We start from the raw sequence: 25,156 nt of genomic DNA, 5'->3' as shown, positions 1-25,156 counted from the left end.
GCGCCACCCGACGGACGGCCGCCACCGCTCCCCTCGATCGGGTTTTTCCTTAAGACGTACGCCCGCTTGGCCGCGACGCGCCGCTCCAATGAGCACTGGACGCAGCGCTCACCCCGCTGGCAGGCTGCGCGCCGGCGAGGCTCCTCGTCCGGGTCCTCGGTGAGCGATGCAGGTAGGTGACATCATCGACGGCCGGTTCTGCATCGAGCACCTCGCGGCCTCGGGCGGGATGGGGGCCGTCTACCGGGCCCGCGATCAGGAGACCGGCGAGGCGGTCGCGATCAAGCTCCTGACCACCGAGAGCGCCCAGCACCTCGTCCGCTTCGAGCGCGAGGCCCACACGCTCGCGGCCGCCCGGGTGCCCGGCGTCGTGCGCTACGTCGCGCACGGCGCCACCGCGTGGGGACAGCCGTTCCTCGCCATGCAGTGGCTCGACGGCGAGACGCTCTCCGACCGGCTCACCCGCCAGGGCCTCACCCTCGAGGAGACCCTCGAGCTCGGCCTCCACGTCGCGAGGACGCTCGGCGCCATCCACAGGCTCGGCCTCGTCCACCGCGACCTGAAGCCGAGCAACCTGCTGCTCGAAGGCGGCTCGCTCGAGCGCGTGCACCTCATCGACTTCGGCCTCGCCCGCGCCGTCACCGACGAGCCGCTCACGGCCGCGGGCCTCGTCCTGGGCACGCCCGGGTACATGGCCCCCGAGCAGGCGCGCGGCGAGCTCAGCGTCGACGCCCGCGCCGACGTGTTCGCCCTCGGCTGCATCCTCTACCGCTGCCTCACCGGCCGCGCCGCCTTCCACGGCAACGCCGGGCTCGCCGTGCTGATGAAGGTCCTCCTCGAGGAGCCGCCCCGCGCGCGCGACCTCCGGCCCGGCACCCCCGCCGCGCTCGACGATCTCGTCGCCCGCATGCTGGCGAAATCCCCGCTGGACCGGCCGGCCGATGGAAGCGCCGTCGCGGCCGAGCTCGCCGCGATCGACGCGCCCGAGAGCAGCGTCGGCGGGCCCCGCTCGTTCCCGCCGCGCGCTGTGGAGCTCACGACGGGCGAGCGGCGCGTGACCTGCCTCGTGGTCACCCGCGAGCGCGCCGTCAGCTCCAGCGCCGCGGCCGAGCCGCGCCAGGCAGAGCTCTGGCAGCTGCACGACGTGGCCGAGCAGTACCGCGGCGAGCTCGAGCTCCTCGAGGGCCGCTCGCCGCTCATCGTGCTGTCCGGCGCGGGCGCGCCGACCGACCTCGCGGCGCGGGCCGCCCGGTGCGCGCTCGCGCTGCAGGAGCTGCTCGGCGGCGCGCCCGTCGCGCTCGCCACCGGCCGGGCGGAGCTCTCGGCGCGCGTGCCCGTCGGCGAGCTCATCGACCGCGCCTTCCAGATGCTCGCCGCCCACGACGACCGCTCCCCCGCCGCGGGCGTCCGCATCGACGAGGTGACCGCGGGCCTCATCGGCATGCGGTTCGACGTCACCGAGGACGCCGCGGGCCGCGTCCTGCACGGGGCGCGCGACGAGCGGACCGCGCAGCTGCTCGGCAAGCCGACCACCTACGTGGGCCGCGAGCGCGAGCTCGCCATGCTCGTGGCCGAGGTCGATCGCTGCATCGACGAGGGCGCCGCGGGCGCGGTGCTCGTGACGGCCGAGGCCGGGATGGGCAAGTCGCGCCTGCGAAAGGAGCTCATCCGCAAGCTCCGCGAGCGGGGTGACAGGATCGAGGTCTGGCTCGGCCAGGGCGACCCCATGGGCGCCGGCGCGGCCTTCGGCCTGCTCGCGAGCGCGCTCCGGGACGCCCTCGGCGTCGCCGACGGCGAGCCCCTGGAGGCGCGGCAGCGCAAGGTCCGGAGCCGCGTGGAGCAGCACGGGGGCATCGACGCGCCCCGCGTCGCGGCCTTCCTCGGCGAGCTCGTCGGCGCGCCGTTCCCCGACGAGCACGACGTGCAGCTCCGGCTCGCGCGGCGCGACGCCGTGCTGATGGGCGACCAGCTCCGCCACGCCTGGGAGGACTTCCTCCAGGCGGCGTGCCGCGCGGGGCCCGTGCTCCTCGTGCTCGAGGACCTCCAGTGGGGCGACCTCCCCACCGTCACGATGGTCGACGAAGCGCTGCGCCAGCTCAAGGACATGCCGCTGCTCGTGCTGGCGCTGGGACGGCCCGACGTGCGCCGGCTCTTCCCGAAGCTCTGGGAGGGCCGGCTGGCCCACGAGCTCCACCTCACGCCGCTCCCGCGCCGCGCGAGCGAGCGGCTCGTGCGCGAGGCGCTGGGCGCGCACGCGACGCACGACCTCGTGGGGAGGCTCGTCGAGCGCGCCGACGGCAACGCGTTCTTCCTCGAGGAGCAGATCCGCGCGGCCGCCGAGGGCAACAGCGAGGGCCAGCCGGAGACGGTCGTGGCCATGGTGCAGGCGCGGCTGGAGACGCTCGACCCCGAGGCGCGGCGGCTCCTCCGGGCGGCGAGCATCTTCGGCGAGACGTTCAGGTCGAGCGCGGTCGCCGCGCTCCTCGGGAGCGCCGACATCGCGCAGGTCCTCGCGGAGCTGCTCCGGCGCGAGGTGATCGCGCGGCGGGGCGAGGGGCGGCCGCGGGACGACGCGGAGTACTGCTTCCGCCACGCGCTCGTCCGCGAGGCGGCCTACGGCATGCTGACGGCGCGCGACCTCCGCATCGGCCACGCGCTCGCGGGCAGCTTCCTCGAGGCGGCCGGCGAGGGCGATCCGAGGGCGCTCGCCGAGCACTTCGAGCGCGGCGAGGAGCCCGAGAAGGCCGCCGAGTGGTACCTGCGCGCCGCCGACAACGCGCTCCGCGGCAACGACCTCGCCGAGGCGATCGCCTGCGCCGAGCGCGGCATCGCCTGCAGGCCGGATCCGGCCGCGGTGGGCGCGCTCCGCCTGGTCGAGGCCGAGGCGCTGCTCTGGCGCGGCGAGCCGGCCCTCGCGGAGCAGCGCGGGATCGAGGCGACGCGGCACCTCGCGCCGGGCTCCGTGGCGTGGTTCTCGGCGTTCACGCAGCTCGCGGGGGCGGGGCACAAGCAGGGCCACTACGAGCGCGTCGAGCGCTGGATGATGGTCGTCCTCGGCACGGAGCCGCTCGACGGCGCGCGCATCGCGAGGAACGCCTGCCTGCTCGAGGGGGCGATCGTGCTCCTGCTCGGCGGCCGCTACGCCTGCGTCGACGCGCTGATCGACGCGGTCGAGCGCGCGACGGAGGACGCGTCGGCCGCGGATCTCATGATCGAGGCGAAGCTCCTCTACCTGCACGGGCTCCTCCGGCAGCACAACGGCGATCCGAGCGCCTGCATCGCGAGCATGGGCGCGGCGCTCGCCGCGTTCGAGGACATCGGCGATCGCCGCGAGGCGTGCCGGGCGCGGCTCAACATGGGCCTCTGCTACGTCCAGTTCGGGTACTTCGAGGCGGCGGCGGGGGTCCTCCGCGCCGGGCTCGAGGAGGCGGAGCGGATGGCGCTCGACGACCGGGTCCCGAACGCGCTGCAGAACCTCGGCCTCGCGCTGGCCCACGCGGGCGAGGTCGACGCGGCGAGGGCGGCCCTGCGGAGCTCGATCGAGGCGCTCACGCGCCGCGGCGACCGGCGGCGGGAGTGCGAGAGCCGGCTCCAGCTCGCGCGCGTCCTGCTCCTCGCGGGGGAGCCCGCGCTCGCCGAGGCGGAGTCGCAGGCGGCCGAGGCGCTCGCGCGGGGGGTGCCGGAGCGGCTCCCCGTGGCCATCGCGGCGCGCGCGCGCGCGCTGCTCGATCTCGGGCGCGCCGGCGAGGCGCTCGCCGCCACGACGCAGGCCCTGTCCCTGCTCGAGTCGGGCCCCCGTGACGAGGAGGGCCCGCTGGTGCGCCTGGTCCACGCCGAGGCGCTGGCCGCGACGGGCCAGATGGCCGAGGCCAAGGGCGCCATCGCCCTGGCCCGCAACGGGCTGCTCGTGCGGGCCGGGAGGATCGGCGATCCTGTCTGGCGCGAGCGCTTCTTGCGCGATGTCCCCGACAACGCGCGGATCCTGGAGCTCGCGCAAGGCTGGCTCGACGGACACGCGCCGCCCTGAAGCGCCAGCCGCGCTGGGGCGAGAGCGAGAGGCCATCCGCCGTCCGGGGGAGCCCACATGGCGGTGACTCCGGCCGCCGGGCGGGAGCATCTTTTTGTCACCCGGGACAGGCGACGTCGCAAGTAAGCTGAGCCTCTATCTCTGACCTCGTGTTCGAACACAGGGAGGCACCTCCATGCTCAGGTCGTCCGTCGTTCTGATTCCCCTCGTGGCCCTCGCCGCGTCTGTCTCGTGCAGCAGCGAAGACAGATACCGGCCTCCCACGACGGGGGACCTGCCCTCGAGCGGCGTCACGACCAGCGGCGGACAGGGCGGCGTCACGACCAGCGGCGGACAGGGCGGCGGCACCGGCGGACAGGGCGGCGGCACCGGCGGACAGGGCGGCGCCGGTGGGCAGGGCGGCGCCGGTGGGCAGGGCGGCGCCGGCGGACAGGGCGGCACCGGCGGGCAAGGCGGCGCCGAGATGCCGAGCTGTTCCAACGGCGCGAAGGACAGCAACGAGACGGACGTCGACTGCGGCGGCGCCTGCGCAACGCCGTGCCGGGTCGATCAGGCGTGCGCCGAGGCCGCGGACTGCTTCTCAGGGCGGTGCGAGGAGGGCGGCGGGGGCAGCGGCGGCGCCGGGCGCGCGTGCGTGGCGGCGCGGTGCGACAACGGCGTGAAGGACGGCGACGAGACGGACACCGACTGCGGCGGTGCCGCCGCGCCGCGCGACGGCAACCCGGCGTGCCCGCCGTGCAAGACCAGCAAGGGCTGCGCGGCGGGCTCGGATTGCGAGTCGTCGAGCTGCGTGAATGGCCAGTGTCTGGAGCCGGCCTGCAGCGACGGCGTGAAGAACGGCCAGGAGACCGACGTCGATTGCGGCGGGATCTGCCCCGGCTGCCCGCCCGGTGACGCGTGCTCCAAATCGACCGACTGTATCGAGCTCGTCTGCCACGAGCAGGTCTGCCAGGCCGCGACCTGCAGCGACGGCGTGAAGAACGGCAAGGAGACCGACATCGACTGCGGCGGCACGGAGGGGTGCAGCGCCCGGTGCCCGGCGGGGCAGCGTTGCAGCGCCAACGCCGACTGCGCGACGTCGATCTGCAACGCCACGAACCGCGTCTGCGCGTGCCCGGCGTGGATGGTGATCTCGCCCGTGAGCGGCGGCGGGAGCTACTGCATCGATCAATACGAGGTGACGAAGCAGGAGTACGATCTCTTCCTCCAGGCGAACCCGGTGCTCGCCGGCATGCCGGCGGAGTGCGCGGGGAACATCTACCGTCCCTCGAGCGGGTGGCCCTACACGGAGGGGCGAGTGCCCGTCACCCACGTCGACTGGTGCGACGCCTACGCGTACTGCTCCTACATGGGCAAACACCTCTGCGGCAGGATCGGCGGAGGCGCGAACTCGCCTGCCGACTTCGCGAGCCCGACGCGGAGCGAGTGGTTCAACGCGTGCTCCGGCCAGGGCGTGAACGAATACCCGTACAGCGATCTCTATAGTGAGGCGACCTGCAAGGTGGGCGACTCGAGCGGCGAGTTCGCCAGGAAGCCCGTGCCCCCCAACCCGCTCCCGCCGATCTCGCCCTGCGAAGGCGGAATCACGGGCCTCTTTCATATGAGCGGCAACGTGGCGGAGTGGGAGAACTCCTGTGACGCGCAGGGCAATTGCCTCGTCCGCGGCGGCTCGCGGGCCTCGCAGCAGGACGAGGATGACATCACGCGCGACACGCTGAAGGCGGCCAGGTGCGATGCGCTCCTGGACCAGGATCGCCTCACCCCGTCTGCGGACATCGGCTTCCGCTGCTGTCTCTGAGCGTTCGCGCGGGAGACGCGCCAGGCCGCCGCGCAGGGCGCTCGACGCGCCCCGCGCCGGCCCAAAGCGGGCGGCGGCCGCGCTCACCGGCGCCGCCGCCCGGCCGACGAGCTCACTGCGCCGGTTCGGGATCGCAGCCGTAGAGGACGTCGACCGCCGCCATGGCGTCGTCCTGGACCAGCCGGCACGCGTCGGGGCAGAGCGTGATCATGTCGTTCTCGATGTAGAAGGAGCCCGGGGCGCACGCTGCCGCGCTCGCCACCTGGGCGAACGATTGCGGCTCGCTCCCGTCGCCGGGCGTGTACTGGACGACCACGGTCGAGAGGTCGATGATCTCCCCCGGCGGCGAGTCCGGCACCGCGAACTCGCACGCGACCACCGCGCCCGTGATGACGCCCTCCGCGATCGCCTGGAACACCACGTCATAAGAGTCCGTCTGGCAGAGCGGGAACCTGAGGCCGCCCGTCCTCTTGCTGAGCGTCTGGTAGCCCGTGCCCGGCGCCACGGCGGTGCCGCACGTCTCCTCGACCACGTCCGCGTCGGGCGCGTAGGCGTCCGTGGGGACCGTGTTCTCGTGGAGCCCGACGATGCTGTGAAAGACGTAGTTGGGCACGGTCGCGTCGCCGAAGACCGCCGGGTCCAGGCCGAACAGCAGCTCCTCGAAGTCCGTGGCGACCTCCTCCCAGGGCTGCCGCGTGTCGTCGATATAGATGTTGCGGGGGAGGTGCGTCGTCTGGCACCCCACGTGGTCGTCGGTGATCACGGTGATCACCTTGAACGAGTCCTCGCGCACCCACTCCGACCACCCGGACGGCGCCACGTCGTACTGGTCGGGCATGCCGCCGTTGTAGCTCCCGAGGAGCACGCAGAGCGCGTCGTTGCTCCTGATCTCGTGGCTGTAATGGTAGAAGACGGGCGGGTTGTTCCCCGGCGCCTCCGGCACCGGGGTGCAGCTCGCGGCGCTGAGCGGAGCGCCCACGCAGATCGAGTCGTCGACCTCCGCAGCGCCGTGCGCGGAGATCATGATGACGCGGTAATCGATGCCGCTCTCGCCGATGATCGAGGCGAAGCTCTCATTGATGTTGTTCTGTACGCTGATGATCTCGTTCGCCATGCTGGGCGAGTTGTCGATGACGAACACGATGTCGACCGGCCGCTTCGTGAGCGTGGCCTCGGCGACCGTGGCGACACAGGCCGTATCGGGCGTCACGGGGCCGCTGCCACCCGTGTTGGAGCCGCTGGAGCCGTTGCCGATCATCCCCCCGTCGTCACCGCCCGCGCCGCCCTCGCCCCCGCCCGCGCCGCCCTCGCCGCCCCCACCCGCGCCGCCGGCTCCACCGACGTTCGCTCCAGCCGTCGCGTCCGCGTCGCCCTCCGCCCCGGAGCTGCAGGAGCACCCTGCGGCGCCGGTCATCACCAGAACACCCAACCCAAGAAGCGGAACCAACATGGTAGACCGGGAGAGCTTCACATGAACCTCGACCGCTAGGGCGCATGAACGCGCTATTTCAGATTGCACAATTGCAACGCGATGTGGTGACGATTTTGACCTGACCGCGATTTTTCTCGGAGGCTGTTCCATGACATGTATCATGGAAGCGTCTTTGTCATTCCACGTGGTGCGCACGGCGAGGCGCGGTGGATGGAGGCGCGGCCACGCGCCACGCGCCACCGGTTGCGCGAAGCGAGGGCGCCAGCTGGAACGCGGCGCCGCGGCGCGGCGGGCGCCTCGGCTCCTCGGACGCTCCGCGTGGGCTGGATGGTCTCTGCACAATGCGCCCCTAGGATGCAGGTATGAGCCTACGTCATGACTTTCCTCGCATCGGCATCGATGCGATCGCGCTCGCCGTCCCCCGCCGCTTCGTCGAGCTCGCCGAGCTCGCCGAGGCGCGGGGCATCGCCCCCTCCAAGTACCTGACCGGCCTGGGGACCCGCCGGATGGCGATCGCTGCGCCCGACGAGGATCCGATCACCCTCGGCGCCAACGCGGCCCGCCGGCTGTTCCAGCGGTCGGGCGCGAGCCCCGCGGACATCGGGCTCTGCGTCGTGGGCACCGAGACCGCCGTGGACCACGCGAAGCCGGCGGCCTCCTTCCTCCACGGCCTGCTCGGGCTGCCGAGCGCGTGCCGGGTCTTCGAGGCCAAGCACGCCTGCTTCGGGGGCACCGCGGGCCTCCTCAACGCGGTGGACTGGATCGCCTCGGGCTCTGCCCGCGGCCGCGCCGCGCTCGTCGTGTGCTCGGACGTGGCGCGCTACGCGCTCGGCTCCGCGGGCGAGCCCACCCAGGGCGCCGGCGCCGTGGCGCTGCTCGTGCGCGAGCGCCCGCGCCTCGTCGAGATCGAGGTCGGCCAGACCGGCACGTACGCGCGCGACGTCTACGATTTCTGGCGGCCGCTCCACCACAAGGAGGCGCTCGTCGACGGTCACTACTCGGTGCAGTGCTACCTCGACGCCCTCGCCGGGGCTTACGGCGAGTGGCGCCGCGTGGCGGGCGACGGCGATCCCCTCGCGCGCACCTGCTATCACGTCCCCTACGGCAAGATGGCCCGCAAGGCCCACCGCCACCGGCTGGCGATGGACGGCCTGACCGAGCAGGCCGCCGACGAGAGCTTCGCCGTCGAGGTGGAGCCGTCGCTCGATCTGCCGTCGCGCATCGGCAACATCTACACGGGCTCGCTCTACCTGGCGCTCGCGTCCCTGCTGAACGCGGAGGCCCGCGCGCTCCAGGGGCAGCGCGTCGGGCTGTTCAGCTACGGCTCGGGCTGCTGCGCCGAGTTCTTCGCGGGCAGGATCGGGCCGGAGGCCGGGGCGCTCGTGGCCGCCCTCGAGATCGACGCCCCGCTCGACGGGTGCCGTCGCGTCTCCGTCGCGGAGTACGAGGCGCTGCGCAAAGGCGACGAGGCCGCCGACCGCCGGCCGGCGCCCGAGGGCGCCGAGCGCGGGGGCGCGAGCCTCGACGGCCGGGTGGTGTACCTGGGGCTCGACGCGATGGAGCGGCGCGTCTACGCCAGCGAGTGAGCGCCGGAGCGGGCAGCTCGCTCAGCCGGAGCCGGACGAGGGGGACGTGAGCTCCGAGAGCTTCACGGTGAAGAGCTCCGCCCCGCCGGCCGCAGCGACGACGACCCGCAGCGTTCCGGAGGGGGCCGGTCGCTTCAGGCGCGCGGCGACCGCGCGCGTGACCGGCGCGAGCGGCGCGATGCTCTCGGCCATCGCCGAGCGCGCCATCACGCCGACCAGCATCGGCGCGCGCTCGCCCGCGGCCAGGGCGGCGCGGAGCATGCGCTCGGGTTCGAGAGCCGGGTCGCGCTGCTGCAGGCCGATCGCGATGAGGTAGCCCGTCGGTTCTCGCAAGGAGAGGAGATAGCCCGTCAGCGGCGCTGGGGCGCTGCTGCGGGCCGGGAGGCTCTGCAGCAGGCGCGCGAGCTCCGGGCGGTGATCGGCGAGCAGCTCGGCCCGCTCCTCGTGATCGGACATGCCCGCCCGCCTCTGCTTCGCCTGGGCGTTCGGCGTGAGACCGCGATTCCGCGGGGTGATCGTCGCTGCGTCTTTCGGGACCATGTTCCTCCAGCGAGGGCTCCTGCCCTCCGTGTTGTTTGTTCCGGTCACCGCGCCGCGCGTGTCACGAAATCGGACGCGGCCGCGCGTCGCTCGCAAACGCCGGCCGCGCGGCGCTGCACCGGGGCGAGCCCGCGGCGCCCCGGTGGGCGCCCGCTCGCGGCCGACGGAGGACCGCCCGGGGCGCGGCCCCCGTCGGCGGCGAGGGCGCGGACCTTGCGATGAGGCGCCGCGAACCCGTCGCAGGTGGACAGCGACGCCGACGGGCATGGCGACGCGTGCGCCCCGCGGTGCGTGACCTTCCGGCGCGGCCTTACTGGCTTCCGGAACGTCGACGTGACCGCGCTCGCGCAGGCCTGGGTGAGCGGCGAGCTCGCCAACCACGGCGTGCTGATCGAGGAGGACGCGGTGACCCGGAGCACCCTGCGGAGCAGCGAGAGCGCGAGCGCCACGGAGCGGCCGGCGCTCACGGTCTGCTACCACGACACCTGCGAGGACGGGATCCAGAACGGCGCCGAGTCCGGCGTGGACTGCGGGGGCCCGAGCTGCGCGCCGTGCGCCCCCGGCAGCGTCCTCTGGAGCAGGCGCTTCGTCAACGGCTGGTACGAGTCGATGCGCGCGCGCGCCGTCGCGGTCGACGGCGCGGACAACGTGATCTTCGGCGGCTACGCCTATGGCCCGATCGACTTCGCCGAGAACGGCGCGCCGGCCCCCATGGAGCTGTGGAATACCCAGTTCCTCGCGAAGCTCGACCCCGCGGGGTACGGGGCATGGAACACGCGCCCGCTCCACGGCGACACCTGTGTTCGTCAACCCCCGCGGCGCCATCGCGAAGCTCTCGCCGTCGGGCGCCGTGCTGTGGTCGGTCGACCCGATCGGCAGCGCGGACCGCGGCGAGATCTTCGATCTGGCCGTGGACAGCGCCGGCAACGTGATCGGCGTGGGCACGTACGACCACGAGGACGCGATCGTCGTGAAGCTCGCCCCGTAGCCCGGGCAGCGCCCCGGCGCGGTCGCGGTCGTCGCGGGCTCCTGGCCGCCTGGCCAGGAGCCCGGGATCACGAGCTCCGCGCGCGGGCGGTCGACTCCAGCCCGCCGGGCACGAAGTCCGTCCCCTTCTGGACACGGTCGTTCCACGTCTCGGGGGGCTTGCCTGAAGGCACCTCCCTCATCGTGATGCACCCCGGCACCGGGCACACCAGCGCGCACAGATTGCAGCCGATGCACTCCTCTTCGTCGACGAACGGGACGCGCGACGGCGCCGCGTCCCCGCTCGGATCCGCCGACACCGCGCGATCCGGGAGGACCTTCGGGAGGTGGGTGTGTCCCGCCGCGCGCGCCTCCGCCTCCGTCCTCCCCGGCAGGTGGATGCACTGGTGCGCCCCGTCCATGCAGGCGACGTAACAGAGCTGGCACCCGATGCACTTGTCGGCGCTGATGTCCGCGACAACGCGGTACGAGAGGTCGAGCTCGCCCCACTCCTGGACCTGCGGGATCGCCCTGCCGCGCAGCTCGTTCACCGAGCGCATCCCGTGATCGTCGAGCCAGTCGCTGAGCCCCTCGATCATCTCCTCGACGATGCGGTAGCCGTAATGCATCACCGCGGTGCAGACCTGGACGCTCGTCGCGCCGAGCGCGATGAACTCGGCGGCGTCGCGGGAGTTCGAGATGCCGCCGATGCCGGAGATGGGCAGCCGGCCGACGCCGGGGTGGCGCGCCAGCTGGCTCAGCAGGTGGAGCGCGATCGGCTTGACCGCGGGCCCGCAATAACCGCCGTTCGTCGACGCGCCGCCGACCCGCGGGAGCGGGACCATCCGCTCCAGATCGACGCCCATGAGCGACTTGACCGTGTTGATCAGCGAGACGCCGTGCGCCCCGGAGCGGAGCACGGCCTCGCCCGGCTCCAGGATGTCGCCGACGTTGGGCGTGAGCTTCACGATGACCGGCGTCGTCGCGAACTCGACGGCCCAGCGCGCGATCTCCTGGAGGACCGCCGGCTCGTTGCCGACGGCCGAGCCCATGCCGCGCTCGCACATCCCGTGCGGACAGCCGAAGTTGAGCTCGAGCCCGTCCGCGCCCGTGTCCTCGGCCTTGCGGATGATCTCGCGCCACTCGTCCTTCGTCTCGACCATCAGCGAGGCGATGAGCGCGTGGCCCGGGTAACGCCGCTTGATCTCGCGCATCTCCTTGAGGTTCACGTCGAGCGGGCGATCGGTGATGAGCTCGACGTTGTTGAGCCCCATGAGCCGCGTGTTGCCGTAGTCGATGCCGCCGAACCGGCTCGACACGTTGACGATCGGGTTCCCGAGCGTCTTCCAGACGGCGCCGCCCCAGCCGGCGTCGAAGGCGCGCCGGACCTGATCTCCGGTGTTGGTCGGCGGCGCCGAGGCGAGCCAGAACGGGTTCGGGCTCTTGATCCCGGCGAAGTCGATAGAGAGGTCGGCCATCGCTCAGCTCCCTTGCGGTGAGGGCACGGGCGCCGCGCCGCCCGCCCACGTCGTCATCGCTTCGTGCATCGCGCGCGCGGCGATCTTCGCCTCGGCGACCGCGTTGACGACCTCCTTGCCGCCGTTCACGCAGTCGCCGCCGCTGTAGACCTTCGGGTTGCCCGTGCGGTGCGTCGCCGGGTCGACCACCACGCGCCCCCTCGGGTCGAGCACCACCCCCTCGAACGCGAGCGCCACCTGCGTCGCCCGGCTCTGCCCGATCGCGACCGCGACGAGGTCGGCGGGCAGGAGCTCCTCTTCGGCCGGCCCCGGCGCGGGGCCCCGCGCCCCCGCGTCGGCGGGCGCGATCCGCAACGCGACGACCTTGCCGCCCTCGCGCACCACCTCAACCGGCACCCGGTTCTCGACGAGGCGCGCGCCGGCGACCCGCGCGCCCTCGAGCTCGTGCGCGTAGCCCGACATCTCGGCCTCGGAGCGGCGGTACACAACGGCCACGTCGACCCCGAGCAGGGCCAGCTCGTGGGCGACGTCGAGCGCCGTGTTGCCGCCGCCGATGACGACCGCGCGCCGCACGCCCGCGAGGTCGAGGCCCGGGTCGGCCTTGAGCCGCTCGATGAACGCGGTCGCGCCCACCACGCCGTCGCCGTCCTCCCCGCGGAGGCCGAGGCGCGCATCGGCGCCCAGGCCGAGCCCCAGGAAGACCGCGTCGTACTCCGCGACCAGGTCGCGCGCGGAGACCTCCCCCGGCCCGGCCGCCTGCGCGACGACCGAGACGCCGGCGCGGAGCTCGACGTCGCCGAGCGACAGGACCCACTCGAGCTCGTGGAGCGCCTCGTGCCCCTTCATCTTGTAGGGCGCGATCCCGAGCGTGTTCAGGCCGCCGGGGATCGCCTTCCGCTCGAAGATCACGGCGCGGTGCCCCTCGAGGGCGAGGTAGCCCGCCGCGGCGATCGACGCGGGCCCCGCGCCCACGAGCGCGACGCTCTTGCCGGTGGGCGGCTTCGCCCGGAAGATCCGCGGATCGCGCGCGAGGGCCGACTCGACCGCGTAGCGCTGGAGGCGGCCGATCGCGATCGGCTCGCGCCCCCACGCGTTGTAGACGCAGTCGCCCGCGCAGAGCACCTCGACGGGGCAGGCCTGCCCGCACGACTGGCCGAGCAGGTTGGCCGTGAGGATGGTGCGGGCCGCGCCCTTCACCTGGCCGGCCGCGATCTTCCGGATGAAGCTCGGGATGTCGATCGCCGTCGGGCACGCCTTAATGCAGGGCGCGTCGACGCAATAGAGGCACCGGTTCGCCTCGGCGATCGCCTCGGCGTCGGTGTAGCGCGGGCTCTTGTCCTCGAATCGCTCTTCGATCCGGCCGGACGGGAGGGCTGAGAGGCGTATCGGGGCTCGGGTCATGCTGGCGCTCGCGCGGCTCCTCTCGAATGGTGGGTGGTGGCTAGAAGGCCTGGGCTCCCTGGGTCGGGCCGAGCCGGCGGGGTAGATAGCGCCCTGCGCCGCGCTGCACGTCGAGCTTGCCGTCCGTGCACTGGACCCGACCGTTGACGATGACGTGCGTCGGCTTCCCCTTCACCTCGAAGCCCTCGAAGATGCTCCGATCGCACCGGTGATGGTGGGTCTTCGCGGAGATCGTGCTCCTCCCCTTCGGGTCGAAGACCACGAGATCCGCGTCGCCGCCCGGCACGATCGAGCCTTTGCGCGGGTACAGCCCGAAGATCTTGGCCGGCTGCGTGGAGAAGAGATCGACGAAGCGGTGGACGTCGATCCGCCCCTCGAGCACCCCGTAGGTCCAGAGCAGGGCGAGGCGGTTCTCGATGCCGGCGGCGCCGTTCGGGATCCGGGAGAAATCGTCCTTGCCCATGTCCTTCTGGCCGGCCTGGTTGAAGGGGCAGTGGTCGGTCGCCACGGTCTGGATGAGCCCCGACGAGAGCGCGGCCCACAGCGCGTCCTGGTGGCCCTTCGGCCGGATCGGCGGGCTCATCACGTAGGCCGCCCCCTCGAAGCCGGGCTTCTCGTACACCGAGTCGTCGAGCAGGAGGTACTGCGGGCACGTCTCGGCCATGACCACCTGGCCCCGGCTCCGCGCCTCGGTGACCGCGGCGAGCGCCTCCTTGCAGGTGAGGTGGACGATGTAGATCGGCTCGCCGATCATCCGGGCGAGCATGATCGCGCGCCCCGTCGCCTCGCCCTCGATCGGCGCGGGGCGGCTCTGCGCGTGGTACCGCGGGTGGGTCTTGCCCTCCTTCAGGAGCTTCTTCTGGAGCGCGACGACCGCGTCGCCGTGCTCGGCGTGGACGGTCACGAGCGCGCCGAGGCCCTTGGCGGCCTCCATCACCTGGATGAGCTCCGGATCGTCGACGCCGATGGCCCCGCGGTAGGCCATGAAGGTCTTGAACGACGGGATGCCGTGCTCGCGCGTGCAGACGGCCATCTCCTTGAGGGTATCGTCGCCGAACCAGGTGACGGCCATGTGGAAGGCGTAATCGGAGACCGCCTTCTTCGCCTTCTCGTTCCACATCGCGAGCCCGTCGAGCAGCGCCTGCCCTCGGGCCGGGATCACGAAATCGATGATCGAGGTCGTGCCCCCGGCGACGCCCGCGGCCGTGCCGGTCTCGAAATCATCGGAGCTCTCCGTCCCCATGAACGGCAACTCCATGTGCACGTGGGCGTCGACCCCGCCGGGGAAGACGAGCTGCCCCGAGGCGTCGATCACGGTGTCCCCCGCGCGCTCCTTCGACAGCCCCGCGCCGACCGCGGCGATCTTCCCGTCCTCGCAGTAGACGTCGCCGACGAACCGGTCGCTCGCTGTGATGATCTCGCCGTTCTTGATCAGGATGCCCATGTTGCTCCTCCGCGGGTGAGCGCCGCGCGGCGGGTCCCCTCCGGGGGGCGGCGCCGCCATGGCGGGGGAAACGCCGGGGGAGAGAGCCGGCCGCGACCAGCGCCCCGGCGCTGCTGATGTCTTCGCGGTGGACTTCGCATCGCTCGTCGCGCTCGTCGCGCTCGTTGGCTGACCTCGCCGTCCTCCCGCCGCCCCGGGCCCTCAGGGCAGCTGTTCCGTGAGCTCGCCGTACGTCTCGGGCCGGCGATCGCGGTAGAACTGCCACGTCCTCCGCACCTCCTCGATCAGGTCGAGGTTCATCTCCGCGACGACGAGCTCGTCCTTGTCCTCGCTCCCCGTCGCGAGGAAGCTGCCCCGCGGGTCGCAGAAGTAGCTCGTCCCGTAGAACTTGCCGATGTTCCACGGCGCCTCGGTGCCGACGCGGTTCGAGGCGGCGATGAAGTAGCCGTTGGCCACGGCGTGCGCGGGCTGCTCGAGCTTCCAGAGGTACTGGGAGAGCCCGGCGACCGTCGCCGAGGGGTTCCACACGATCTCGGCGCCGTTCAGGCCGAGCAGCCGCGCCCCCTCCGGGAAGTGGCGATCATAGCAGATGTAGACGCCGATCCGCGCATACCGCGTCTGGAACGTGGGATAGCCGAGGTTCCCCGGCTTGAAGAAGAACTTCTCCCAGAACCCGTTCGTGTGCGGGATGTGCGTCTTCCGGTACTTGCCGAGGTACGTGCCGTCGGCGTCGACCACGGCGGCCGTGTTGTAGTAGACGCCCGCCATCTCCCGCTCGTAGATCGGGATGATCATCACCATCTTGTACTTCTTCGCGTACGCCGCGAGCCGCTCGACCGTCGGGCCGGGGACGGGCTCGGCCACATCGCACCATTTCGCGTCCTGCGAAGGACAGAAGTAAGGTGTATTGAAGACCTCCTGCAAACAGAGGATCTGCACACCCCTCTTCCCCGCCTCGTCGATGAACGGCAGGTGCTTCTCGAACATCGCGTCCCGGATGGCCATGACGGAGGCGCCGTCGTCGCCGATCGGGGTGGAGCACTGGATCAGCCCGCCAAGTACATTCCTTGCCATCAGAACCACCTCGTGATGACGATCTTGCGCTCCGTGTAGAAGTCGATGGCCGTCGGGCCGTGCGCCTTCAGATCGCCGAAGAAGCTGCCCTTCTGGCCGCCGAAGGGGAAGAAGGCCATGGGCGCCGCGACGCCGATGTTCACGCCGACCATCCCGGCAGCGGCGCGGTGCTGGAACTCGCGCGCCGCGCGGCCGCTCGACGTGTAGATCGACGCCGCATTGCCGTACTCGCTCCGGTTCGCGATCGCGATCGCCTCGTCGAGGTCGTTCGCGCGCATCAGGCACGCGACCGGCCCGAAGATCTCCTCGGTCGCGATCACCATCCCTGGCCGCACGTCGTCGAAGACCGTCGGCCCCACCCAGTTGCCGTTCGGATACCCCTCGACCCTGGCGTCCCGGCCGTCGAGGAGGAGCGTCGCCCCCTCCGCCACGCCCTGGTTGATGTACGAGAGCACCCGGTCCCTGTGCGCCGCCGAGATCACCGGGCCCATGGTCACGCCCGGCTTCGATCCGTCGCCCAGCACGATCCCCTTCGCGCGGCGCACGAGCCCGTCGCGCACGGCCTCGTAGGCGTCGCCGACGCACACGACGACGCTGCCGGCCAGGCACCGCTGGCCGGAGCAGCCGTAGATGGACTCGGCCACGTTGGCGACCGTCATCTGTTGCTCGGCGTCCGGCATCACGACGAGGAAGTTCTTCGCCCCGCCGAGCGCCTGGACCCGCTTGCCCGCCTCCGCGGCGCTCTTGTACACGTGGCGCGCGACCGCCGACGAGCCGACGAACGACACGCCCGCGATGTCCCTGTGCGCGCAGAAGGCGTTCACGACGTCGCGGCCGCCGTGGACCAGGTTCACCACCCCGGGCGGCAGCCCGGCCTGCTCGATCAGCTCGAAGATGCGCTGCTGCGAGAGCGGGACCTGCTCCGACGGCTTGAGCACGAACGTGTTCCCCGTCGCGATCGCGTACGGCAAGAACCAGAGCGGCACCATCGGGGGGAAATTGAACGGCGTGATCGCCGCGAAGACGCCGAGCGGCTGGCGGATCGTGTGGCAGTCGATCCGGGACGCGACGTCCTCGAGGCCCTGCCCCATCAGGAGGGCCGGGATGCCGGCCGCGTGCTCGACGTTCTCGATGCCGCGACCGAAATCGTTCCGGGCCTCGGCCAGCGTCTTGCCGTGCTCGGAGGTGCAGATCGCCGCGATCTCGTCGCGATGGGCGTCGAAGATCTCGCGCAGCTTGAAGAGGTAGCGCGCCCGCTGCACCGGCGGCGTCGCGCTCCAGCCGGGGAACGCCGCCTGCGCGGCCTTCACCGCCGCGTCGACGTCGGCCGCCGTCGAGAGGGGCACCTCCGCAAGAGATTCCCCGGTCGCCGGGTTCTTCACCTCGAGGCGCGTCGCCCCCGAAGCTCGAGACCAGGCTCCGCCGACGAAGTTTTCCAGCACACGCATCGTGAAAAACCTTTCCCCCCGGCGAGGTCGTCACTCGGCAGCCCCGACCCACAGGCCGGGCGCCGCCCCTGGCTGCAGGGCATCACAGCCCACCGATCGAGCGCTACATGCGGTGGGGGCCATCCGTCAAGCCTCGGTGCGACGCGGCGCGCACCGCACCCGCCTGCGGAAGATCCCCAGCGCACATCCCGTAGTATAGACCACAGAGCAGCTGGCGGCCCACCGTGCAACTGCCCAGCAGCACGTCATGAAATACATTGGAAATAACTCGGGTATGCCCTGGGTGGGCGGCGTGAACGACGCGAACGAGAGGACCATGCCGCTCGAGCGACTCCATCCGCCGCGACGCCCCACGTCGAGCCGGCCCGGCGCGGTCGCGCCGCGCGCGCGGTCCGCGCGGTCAGGGAGGAGTCGCGCGCGACGCGACGCGCGCGGTCCGTCCACCGGAGCACCGCATCGAAAGTCGCTCGTGGTCGTTGCTCCGTCGATCGAACCGTCCTAGGTGCACCCCATGGACCTCGCGGATCCTTGCCCGATGGCCAGACGCAGGACTATCCCAGGGGATGGCTGTGCGCGCTGGCGGCTCGGCGGTGCGCAGACGTAAGATCGGTGCGCGCTCGGTGAGACGATGACGAAACCCAGCATGCTGTTCGACACGACGGAGCACGTGCTCATCGCCGTCCACGGCAGGGAACCGCCGAGCGACGAGGAATGGGAAGGGTATATGCAGGCGGCGGGCAGTCTCCCGCCCAGCTGCACGAAGACTCTCGTGGTGACCGCCGGGGGGGGCCCCAACGCGAAGCAGCGAGCATCCATCAACGACTACGTGAGCAAGACCGCGCTCACCGTGGCCATCTGCACGGACGCGCTCCTCGTCCGGCAGATCGGGACTGCGCTCAGCTGGTTCAACCCGCGGGTCAAGGCGTTCCGTGGCAGCGACGTCGTGGCCGCGCTGCGCTATCTGGAGGTCACCGGGCCTGAGGCCGCCCTGGTGCAACACAAGGTCACGAAGATGAGACTCGAGATCGAGGGCCGGCCTTCCCGCGCGCCGCGCTGACCCGGGGCCGCCGGGAAGATCGTGGCGACGCCCGGGGCGCGGGGGTGGTAGGACGGTGGCAGGAGGGGACCGGACCACCGCGATGAACACGACCCGCTGGCAGCAGCTCATCTCCTCGCGAGAGGCCCCGAACGGCGCGTGGCGGCCCCGCTTCTTCCGGCCGGCGCGCGAGGACGACGCGGAGGGGCTCGGCCGCCTGCTCCACGACGACGCCCGGGTCGAGATCTTCGACACGATCGACCGGCAGCTCGCCGATCTCGTGAAGACACGCCACCCCCGGGAGCGCCTCGGTGAGCGGGACGTCGCGCGGCTCGTGGGAGAGCACCTGAACGGCGCCCCCATCGAGGCCTATGGAGTCTGGGTCTACTATCCGTGGTCGCACCGCCTCGTGCACCTGCTCGATGAGGCCGAGTTCGTCGAGCTGCGGACCGACCGGAACAAGCACAAGATCAGCGGCGAGGAGCAGGCGGCGCTCGCCCGCCGGCGCATCGGCGTCGTCGGCCTCTCGGTGGGGCAGTCCGTGGCGATGACCATCGCGCTCGAGCGGGGCGCCGGCGAGCTGCGCCTCGCGGACTTCGACCACCTCGATCTCTCGAACCTGAACCGGATCCGGACCGGCGCGCACAACCTCGACCTGCCGAAGGTCGTCGCCACGGCGCGCGAGATCGCCGAGCTCGACCCGTTCCTCCACGTGACGTGCTTCCCCGAGGGGGTCACGGAGGACAATATCGAGCGCTTCCTGCTCGACGGGGGCAAGCTCGATGTCCTCGTGGACGAGTGCGACAGCCTCGATATCAAGCTCCTGCTCCGCGCGAACGCGCGCGCCCGCCGCATACCGGTCGTGATGGAGACGAGCGACCGGGGGCTCATCGACGTCGAGCGCTTCGATCTGGAGGGCGATCGGCCGATTCTCCATGGGCTCGTCGGCGATCTCACGCCCGAGCGCCTCCGCGGCCTGTCGACCGAGGACAAGGTGCCTTATGTCATGCAGATCATCGGGCAAGACGCGATCTCGGTCCGGCTCCGCGCGTCGCTCATCGAGGTGCAGCAGTCGGTGAGCACATGGCCTCAGCTCGGGTCGGCGGTCGTCCACGGCGGGGCGGCGGCCGCGGACACGGCGCGCCGGATCGCCCTCGGGGAGCCGGTGCGGTCGGGCCGGTACTATGTCGACCTGGAGCAGCTCATCAGCGGCCCCGAGGGGGAGCCTACCGCCGCGGACGCGCCGCGCGCGCCGGGCCCTGCCCTCGCCGCGGCGGCGGGCCCGCTCCCGGCCGCCGAGGCCGGCGCTGTCGCCCTCGACCCGGCGCGGCTGCGGCGGCTCGTCGCGGCGGGCGTCGCGGCGCCCTCGGGCGGCAACTGCCAGCCCTGGCTCTGGGTCCACGACGGCCGTCGCCTCGGGCTTTTCCACGACCGCGCGCGCTCCGAGTCGCTCGCCGACTTCCAGGGCGCGGGCGGCGTGGTCGCGCTCGGCGCGGCCGCCGAGAACGTCGTCCTCGCCGCGCACCGCGAGGGGCTCAGCGTGCGCGTCACGCCGTTCCCGCGCGAGGGCGACGAGGACCTGGCCGCCACGTTCACGTTCTTCGGCGCGCCGCCCCCCGGCGCCGAGGAGCACGCCATGGATGGCCTCGCGGACGCCATCGGGCTCCGGCACACGAACCGGCGCCCTGGCCAGCGGGCGCCGCTCGCAGAGGAGCACCGCGCCGCCCTCCGCGCCGCGGTCGAGTCCATCCCCGGGGCGCGCCTCGGGCTGCTCGAGGCGCCGGCGGAGCTCGACGAGATCGGCGCCCTCATCGGCGCCGGCGATCGGCTCCGGATGCTCGCGAGGCAGACCCACGCCGACATGATGAGGGAGGTCCGCTGGACCGAGGCGGAGGCCGAGGCGCGCCGGGACGGGCTGTTCGTCGGCACGCTCGAGCTCTCGCCGACCGATCTCGCGGGGTTCAAGATCTGCCGGGATTACCGCGCCCTGGAGCTCGTGCGGCGCTGGGGCGGCGGCCGGGGGCTCGAGAAGATGGCGCAGAAGGCGGTCCGCTGCGCGATGGCCGTCGGGCTGATCACCCTGCCGCGGGCCCGGCTCACCGACTATTTCCAGGGCGGCAGGGCGGTCGAGCGCGCATGGCTCACCGCGACGCAGCTGGGCATCGCGGTCTACCCGATGACGACGTTGCCTTACCTGTTCGCGCGGCTGATCCGGGGCGGCGGCGAGGGGCTCGACGCGGAGACGGCGGAGGCCGCGACGGGGCTCCGGGAGCGCTATCTCCGGCTGTTCGACGTCACCGACGCGACGGCGGAGGTCCTGCTCTTCCGCCTGTCGCTCGCGGGCCCCGTGTCGGCGCGCTCCCTCCGCCGCCCCGTCGACGACGTGCTCGTCGTGCGCTGAGCGGGCGGCCCGCACGGCGCGCCGCAGCGGCCCGCGCGCAGCCGGCCCTCACGGCGCCGGGCGATCGCCGAAGAGCCAGCTGCGCGCGGCCCCCTCGTCCTTGAAGACCCGCACGAGCTGCGCGGTCCCCGCCTCACGGGCGATCCGGCTCGCCTGCAGCGCCGCGAGATCGCTTTGCACGAGCTCGGCGGCCCTGATCACCCCCATCGCGGTCGAGGTCGCCGCGATGTCGCGGAGGAGCTCCGTCGCCTCCTCGGAGGCGATGGAAAAGCCGCGGAAGTCCACGAGGACGCGGATCCTCCGGCCATAGAGCGAGCCGAGGGCCTTCTTGTACTCCGCGGCGTACGCCTGCGCCTCCTCCGCGCGCACGACGCCTTGCAACGTGACCTCGATGAGCGCGTTGATGAGGTCGATCTTGAGCTGGTACATGCCGCTTCACCTGGAGGACCGAGACCAAGAGACCATAGCGTCGCGCCGCCGCTGATCCAGGCCGTTATCGCAGCTTCGGCTCGGTGAGCCGGTAGACATGCTCCACGAACTCCGGGACGAGCTCCCTGGCGACGATCCACAGCCGTCCTTCGCCGAGGTCGTGCAAGCCTGCAGGGCCATCGAACGTCAGCTTGCCGCGCTCACCGAAGTAGATGAACGACTTCCTGTCGTGGCTGCGGAACCAGCCGCACGCCGCGTCGAGCAGCGGGCCGAGCGCGGCGTCTCCGCCGGGGCGCATCGGGAAGATGCGGACCGAGTCGAGGAGGCGGAAGAGGTTCGTGCCGAGCTCGCCGAGCTCGAGGATCGCGACCGCCAGCGGCTCGCCGTGCTGGCGCGCCACGAGGAGCACGCGCTCCCGCTCCAGGCCCGCGCTGCGCCAGCGCTCGACGCAGGGCCCCATCCCGAGCCTGCCGGGCACGAGATCGAGCGCCTCCACGTACATGCGCGGCGACGTCGCGCACAGGAGGCCGAGCAGCGCCGCCTGCTCCCCGGGGGTCGGCTCGCCGATCTCGATCGGCCCGCCGGCTTCGCGCGGCGCACGCGGCGCGGCGCGCGCGTCCACCCCCATCAGGCGGAAAGGCAGCGACAGGACGTGGCCCGTCTCGTGGCGCGCGCGGGCGAACTCGAACAGCGATCGCTCGTTCCACGCGACGTGCGCCTCCGCGTAGGCGATGATCCAGCGGCACTCCGGGTCGGCCATCGCGTGCTCGAAGCAGCGGGTGAACATGTCGCGGAGCACCTGCCGGGAGCTCAGGTTCGACGCGGACTTTGGCCGCTTCGCGAGCTGATGAATCATCCACGTGCTGTGGTATGGCTTCATGATCGAGAAATTGCCCTCGATCCCGTGCTCGGACAGACACGCCACGTTGTACAGGAGGTGCGGCACCGCCGCGGCCTTCTGCGCCATGGTCAGGAAGCTCGGCTTGATGGCGTCGAAGTGCTCCGGCCGCCGCCCGGAGAGGTTGAAATAGCCGGACGAGTCGAAGAGATCCCAGAGCTCCGCCTGCCACGCGGTCCCGCCGTAGGTCGTCGCGTGCAGGATGCGGGACACGAGCCTGAGCCAGCGCCGCTCGTCCTCGCGCCGCGCGGCGGTCACGTGCACGCTGCAGAGCTGGGTGTCCGCGCCCTCCACGACCGACACCGACCGCACCTCGCCCCGCAGGTGGACGACGCCGTCGTCGCCGTCGGGGAGCTCCAGCGAGAGCTTGTGCCTGGGGAGCAGCGGCGGGTGTCCCCTCGTCAGCGCCATCCGCAGGCCCGAGAAGGACACGTCGACCACCTCGGCCTCGATCGGCGGGAGGTGAAGCCACTGGGGGTGCAGGAAGCGCGCGGTGAGATCGGCCTCGACGCCCCGCTGCAGCAGGTTCTTGCGGAGGCGCTCCACGCGCGCCGGCAGCGCGGAGACGAGCTCGCCCGGGCGCACCTCGTCCGCGCGGACGTTGAAGCGAAAGACGGAGTTCTGACCGGCGATCTCGACCGCGGCGTCCTCGCTCCAGCCCTTGATGCCGAACCACGTGACCGTCCCGGCCCCCACCTCGCTGAGCATCACGCAGAGGGGCGGCGCGCTCTCGGCGCGGCAGACGACGCCCTTCCTCCGCAGGAGGAAGCCGAGGATGTTGCGCACCCTCCTGGGGTCGTCGATGATCTCGCGCACTTGCCCCGCGTCCGTGGCCGAGGGCCTGAACAGGCTCGCCGCGGCCGCCTTGGCCGTGCCCGCGTCGACGAGGGCGCGCAGCACGTCGCGGATCTGCCCCGCCGCGCGCGAGGGGGTTCCGTCCTCGAACGACAGCCCGATGAGCGGCCCCCGCAGGCCCATCGACTGGAGCACCAGCACGGCGGAGAGCGGACCGATCTCGACGTCGCCGGCGTACAGGCGCACCCGGACGACGCTGCCGAAAGGGAACGAGGTCCGATAGTCGGGCTCGATCCAGGCGCCCATCGAGCCGAGCAGGACGATCGGGTAGCTCAGCTCGCGCCCCTCGATGCGCAGCCGGGCAGCGCCGCCGTCCAGCCAGCACGCCTCCGGCACCCTGACCGCCGGATCCCCCCCGAGGAGCGCCCGATCCAGAGGCCCCCCGTCAGCGCTGCCGCCGGCGGCCCAGCGCGCGTCCTGCCCGAAGCCGACCTTCGGAACCACGGTCACGCGGGCGCCCCCTCTGTCGTGAGGCCACGCGTTCCAGGTGAGGAACAGGCGACGATGCGGCTTCGCCAGCATGGCGAGGAAGCGCGGCGCTGTTCGGCGAGCTCGCCAACACCCCGCAGGAGCTCACCTGGAAGCCGGGAAGGAGGCAGATCCACTTGCGCGTACTTCCATATCCTCTGTACCGGATGTGAACATCCCGCGTCAAGCGCCGCCCGTGCCGCGCTCGCCGACGTGTGTCGCCCGTGCAGGGTCGCCGCCGTCGACGTTGTCGCCACCGTCAACGCCGCCAACGCCGCCAACGTATTTTGCGTTCACGCATCCGTCGTAATCGCCGCCGCCCTGCGCCCTGAACACGGGAGCAAGATCGCCCAGGATCCACCGGAGCGCGGGGCGATGGTCCGGGCGTGGCGGGCGGCCACGGCTGTCCATGCTACAAAGCGCCACCCCGATGCCCGACATGAGCGCCTTTCTGCACGCCGACGGCTGGATCACGCTGGCGACCCTCAGCGCGCTGGAGATCGTGCTTGGAATCGACAACATCGTCTTCCTCTCCATCATGACGGCGAAGCTGCCGCTGGCGCAGCAGCCGCTCGCCCGTCGCATCGGCCTCGTGCTCGCCCTCGGGATGCGGCTGCTCCTCCTGCTCGCGATCTCATGGGTGATGGGACTCAAGGCTACCCTGTTCAGCCTGCTCGGACACGACTTCAGCGGGCGTGATCTGATCCTGCTCGCCGGGGGTGTGTTCTTGATTGGCAAGGCGACCCACGAGATGTTCGATAAACTCGAGGTCGACGATCCCAAGGAAGAGCAGCCGAAGGCGAAGGCGTCGTTCCCCTCCGTCATCGCGCAGATCGTGCTGCTCGACATCGTCTTTTCGCTCGACTCGGTCATCACCGCCGTCGGCATGGCGCAGCACATCTCGATCATGATGGTGGCCATGTTCATCGCGGTGGGCGTGATGCTCGTCTTCGCCGGGAGCATCGGCGCCTTCATCCAGCGCCACCCGAGCATGAAGATCCTCGCGCTGAGCTTCCTGCTCCTCATCGGCGTGGTGCTGTTGGCCGACGGCATGGGCCAGCACATCAGCAAGGGGTATATCTACTTCGCGATGGCCTTCTCGCTCGGCGTCGAGCTCATCAACATGCGCCTCCGGGTGCGCCAGCGGCCCGTCCAGCTGCGCACGAGGATGGGGAGCTCTCCGGATCTCTCGCCGGCGCACGAGCAGCCTCCGGCACGGAGCTGAGTTTTACGCCGGGATCTCCGCGGAAGAGCCGGAGAGGCGGCGGAGGCCGGGGCGCTTGGAGCGAGCACCGGGAGAGCCTGTAAACAATTCGCACAGAGGTGGTCCACGAGGGTCGACGGCGAGAGCGGCCGGTCCCAGAAGTGACACCGGGGTTCTCCACCGAGGTGAGCGTGAGCGTGAGCGACGAGCGAGACGACCAAGGAGACTCGGAGCGAGGAAGGCAGCGGCGCATCGTCGTCGTCGACGACGACGACGCGATCGTCGAGACGCTGGCGGAGGTGCTGCTGGCGGAAGGGTACGAGGTCGAGGGGTACACCGACCCCCTCGAAGCCCTGGAGCGGCTGCGCTCCCAGGCGCCGCCCGACGCCATCGTCATCGACTGCGTGATGCCGTTCCTGGACGGGCCGCGCCTCATCGAGACGCTCGTGGCCGAGGGGAGAGCGGCGCCGGTCGTGCTCGTGACGGCGCTCAGCGATCCCGGCTTCTGCATCGATCCGAACCACCCGGACGCGACGAGGATCATCAACAAGCCGTTCGACCTGGAGCAGCTGCTGGAGACGCTCGACGACCTGACGAGCGCGCCCCCGGTGAGCGAACCAGACGCGCGGCGGCGCACGCGGACCGCGTCGACGCAGCGGACGTAGCGGAGC

19 protein-coding genes are annotated in these 25,156 nt (G+C 71.9%); 8 read left to right on the top strand and 11 right to left on the bottom strand.

The features are described 5' to 3' along the window. Positions 1 to 166: 166 nt before the first annotated feature. Together ACSRUE_RS16630 and ACSRUE_RS16625 are read left to right on the top strand one after the other, a co-directional pair. Positions 167 to 4,027, top strand: coding sequence for a serine/threonine-protein kinase (locus tag ACSRUE_RS16630; protein ID WP_441291849.1), 3,861 nt, complete (start codon positions 167 to 169; stop codon positions 4,025 to 4,027). A gap of 175 nt (positions 4,028 to 4,202) precedes the next feature. Further along, positions 4,203 to 5,825 carry an SUMF1/EgtB/PvdO family nonheme iron enzyme gene (locus ACSRUE_RS16625; protein ID WP_441291848.1) on the top strand — a complete coding sequence of 541 codons (1,623 nt, stop codon included), beginning with the start codon at positions 4,203 to 4,205 and terminating at the stop codon, positions 5,823 to 5,825. A 112-nt stretch (positions 5,826 to 5,937) separates the two neighbouring features. Here ACSRUE_RS16625 and ACSRUE_RS16620 read toward each other — a convergent pair whose 3' ends face one another. Then, complete coding sequence (locus ACSRUE_RS16620; protein WP_441291847.1) at positions 5,938 to 7,239, bottom strand: hypothetical protein; 1,302 nt, start codon at positions 7,237 to 7,239, stop codon at positions 5,938 to 5,940. Positions 7,240 to 7,619: 380 nt separating this feature from the next. On the opposite strand from ACSRUE_RS16620, the gene ACSRUE_RS16615 reads away from it, so the two are divergent. Further along, positions 7,620 to 8,843: a hydroxymethylglutaryl-CoA synthase family protein gene (locus ACSRUE_RS16615; protein ID WP_437765155.1), complete on the top strand. Its 1,224-nt coding sequence runs from the start codon at positions 7,620 to 7,622 to the stop codon at positions 8,841 to 8,843. A 21-nt stretch (positions 8,844 to 8,864) separates the two neighbouring features. Here ACSRUE_RS16615 and ACSRUE_RS16610 read toward each other — a convergent pair whose 3' ends face one another. From ACSRUE_RS16610 to ACSRUE_RS16600, 3 genes are all read right to left on the bottom strand, one after another. Then, a complete protein-coding gene (locus ACSRUE_RS16610; protein WP_441291846.1) occupies positions 8,865 to 9,299 on the bottom strand; it encodes a hypothetical protein in 435 nt (144 codons plus the stop codon). Positions 9,300 to 9,427: 128 nt separating this feature from the next. Continuing rightward, positions 9,428 to 9,850 carry a hypothetical protein gene (locus ACSRUE_RS16605; RefSeq protein WP_441291845.1) on the bottom strand — a complete coding sequence of 141 codons (423 nt, stop codon included), beginning with the start codon at positions 9,848 to 9,850 and terminating at the stop codon, positions 9,428 to 9,430. Positions 9,851 to 9,856: 6 nt separating this feature from the next. Further along, complete coding sequence (locus ACSRUE_RS16600; RefSeq protein ID WP_441291844.1) at positions 9,857 to 10,030, bottom strand: hypothetical protein; 174 nt, start codon at positions 10,028 to 10,030, stop codon at positions 9,857 to 9,859. Positions 10,031 to 10,182: 152 nt separating this feature from the next. On the opposite strand from ACSRUE_RS16600, the gene ACSRUE_RS16595 reads away from it, so the two are divergent. Beyond that, complete coding sequence (locus ACSRUE_RS16595) at positions 10,183 to 10,371, top strand: hypothetical protein (RefSeq protein ID WP_441291843.1); 189 nt, start codon at positions 10,183 to 10,185, stop codon at positions 10,369 to 10,371. A gap of 67 nt (positions 10,372 to 10,438) precedes the next feature. Here ACSRUE_RS16595 and preA read toward each other — a convergent pair whose 3' ends face one another. From preA to ACSRUE_RS16570, 5 genes are all read right to left on the bottom strand, one after another. After that, positions 10,439 to 11,827, bottom strand: a complete 1,389-nt coding sequence (gene preA, locus ACSRUE_RS16590; protein WP_441291842.1) for an NAD-dependent dihydropyrimidine dehydrogenase subunit PreA — start codon at positions 11,825 to 11,827, stop codon at positions 10,439 to 10,441. 3 nt (positions 11,828 to 11,830) lie between these two features. After that, on the bottom strand, positions 11,831 to 13,228 hold the full coding sequence (locus ACSRUE_RS16585) for an FAD-dependent oxidoreductase (protein ID WP_441291841.1): 1,398 nt from the start codon (positions 13,226 to 13,228) through the stop codon (positions 11,831 to 11,833). A gap of 40 nt (positions 13,229 to 13,268) precedes the next feature. Continuing rightward, the gene (hydA, locus tag ACSRUE_RS16580) at positions 13,269 to 14,672 is read right to left on the bottom strand and encodes a dihydropyrimidinase (RefSeq protein ID WP_441291840.1); all 1,404 of its coding nucleotides are present in this window, start codon (positions 14,670 to 14,672) and stop codon (positions 13,269 to 13,271) included. Between the two features lie 201 nt (positions 14,673 to 14,873). Next, on the bottom strand, positions 14,874 to 15,746 hold the full coding sequence (locus tag ACSRUE_RS16575; protein ID WP_437324274.1) for a nitrilase-related carbon-nitrogen hydrolase: 873 nt from the start codon (positions 15,744 to 15,746) through the stop codon (positions 14,874 to 14,876). Further along, positions 15,746 to 17,194 carry a CoA-acylating methylmalonate-semialdehyde dehydrogenase gene (locus ACSRUE_RS16570; RefSeq protein ID WP_441291839.1) on the bottom strand — a complete coding sequence of 483 codons (1,449 nt, stop codon included), beginning with the start codon at positions 17,192 to 17,194 and terminating at the stop codon, positions 15,746 to 15,748. The genes ACSRUE_RS16575 and ACSRUE_RS16570 overlap by 1 nt, the downstream gene beginning before the upstream one ends. A gap of 628 nt (positions 17,195 to 17,822) precedes the next feature. Between ACSRUE_RS16570 and ACSRUE_RS16565 the strand changes: the two genes are divergently transcribed. Both ACSRUE_RS16565 and ACSRUE_RS16560 read left to right on the top strand, forming a co-directional pair. Next, a complete protein-coding gene (locus tag ACSRUE_RS16565; RefSeq protein ID WP_437765148.1) occupies positions 17,823 to 18,251 on the top strand; it encodes a hypothetical protein in 429 nt (142 codons plus the stop codon). An 82-nt stretch (positions 18,252 to 18,333) separates the two neighbouring features. Then, on the top strand, positions 18,334 to 20,631 hold the full coding sequence (locus ACSRUE_RS16560; RefSeq protein WP_441291838.1) for an Rv1355c family protein: 2,298 nt from the start codon (positions 18,334 to 18,336) through the stop codon (positions 20,629 to 20,631). Between the two features lie 48 nt (positions 20,632 to 20,679). On the opposite strand, the gene ACSRUE_RS16555 is transcribed toward ACSRUE_RS16560, so the two are convergent. Then, on the bottom strand, positions 20,680 to 21,060 hold the full coding sequence (locus tag ACSRUE_RS16555) for an STAS/SEC14 domain-containing protein (protein ID WP_441291837.1): 381 nt from the start codon (positions 21,058 to 21,060) through the stop codon (positions 20,680 to 20,682). 64 nt (positions 21,061 to 21,124) lie between these two features. Beyond that, entirely contained in the window at positions 21,125 to 23,263 is a 2,139-nt protein-coding gene (locus ACSRUE_RS16550) for a hypothetical protein (RefSeq protein WP_441291836.1), read from the bottom strand. A 457-nt stretch (positions 23,264 to 23,720) separates the two neighbouring features. Here ACSRUE_RS16550 and ACSRUE_RS16545 point away from each other — a divergent pair, with 457 nt between their 5' ends. Together ACSRUE_RS16545 and ACSRUE_RS16540 are read left to right on the top strand one after the other, a co-directional pair. Further along, the gene (locus ACSRUE_RS16545) at positions 23,721 to 24,506 is read left to right on the top strand and encodes a TerC family protein (RefSeq protein WP_441291835.1); all 786 of its coding nucleotides are present in this window, start codon (positions 23,721 to 23,723) and stop codon (positions 24,504 to 24,506) included. A 176-nt stretch (positions 24,507 to 24,682) separates the two neighbouring features. Continuing rightward, the gene (locus ACSRUE_RS16540; RefSeq protein ID WP_437765143.1) at positions 24,683 to 25,150 is read left to right on the top strand and encodes a response regulator; all 468 of its coding nucleotides are present in this window, start codon (positions 24,683 to 24,685) and stop codon (positions 25,148 to 25,150) included. The last annotated feature ends 6 nt before the right edge of the window (positions 25,151 to 25,156 follow it).

Source organism: Sorangium sp. KYC3313 (genome assembly GCF_052075895.1).
GTDB classification, from domain to species: Bacteria; Myxococcota_A; Polyangia; order Polyangiales; family Polyangiaceae; genus Sorangium; species Sorangium cellulosum_B.
Note: the sequence above shows the minus strand (reverse complement) of the source record. Positions and strands in the feature narration are given on the sequence as shown.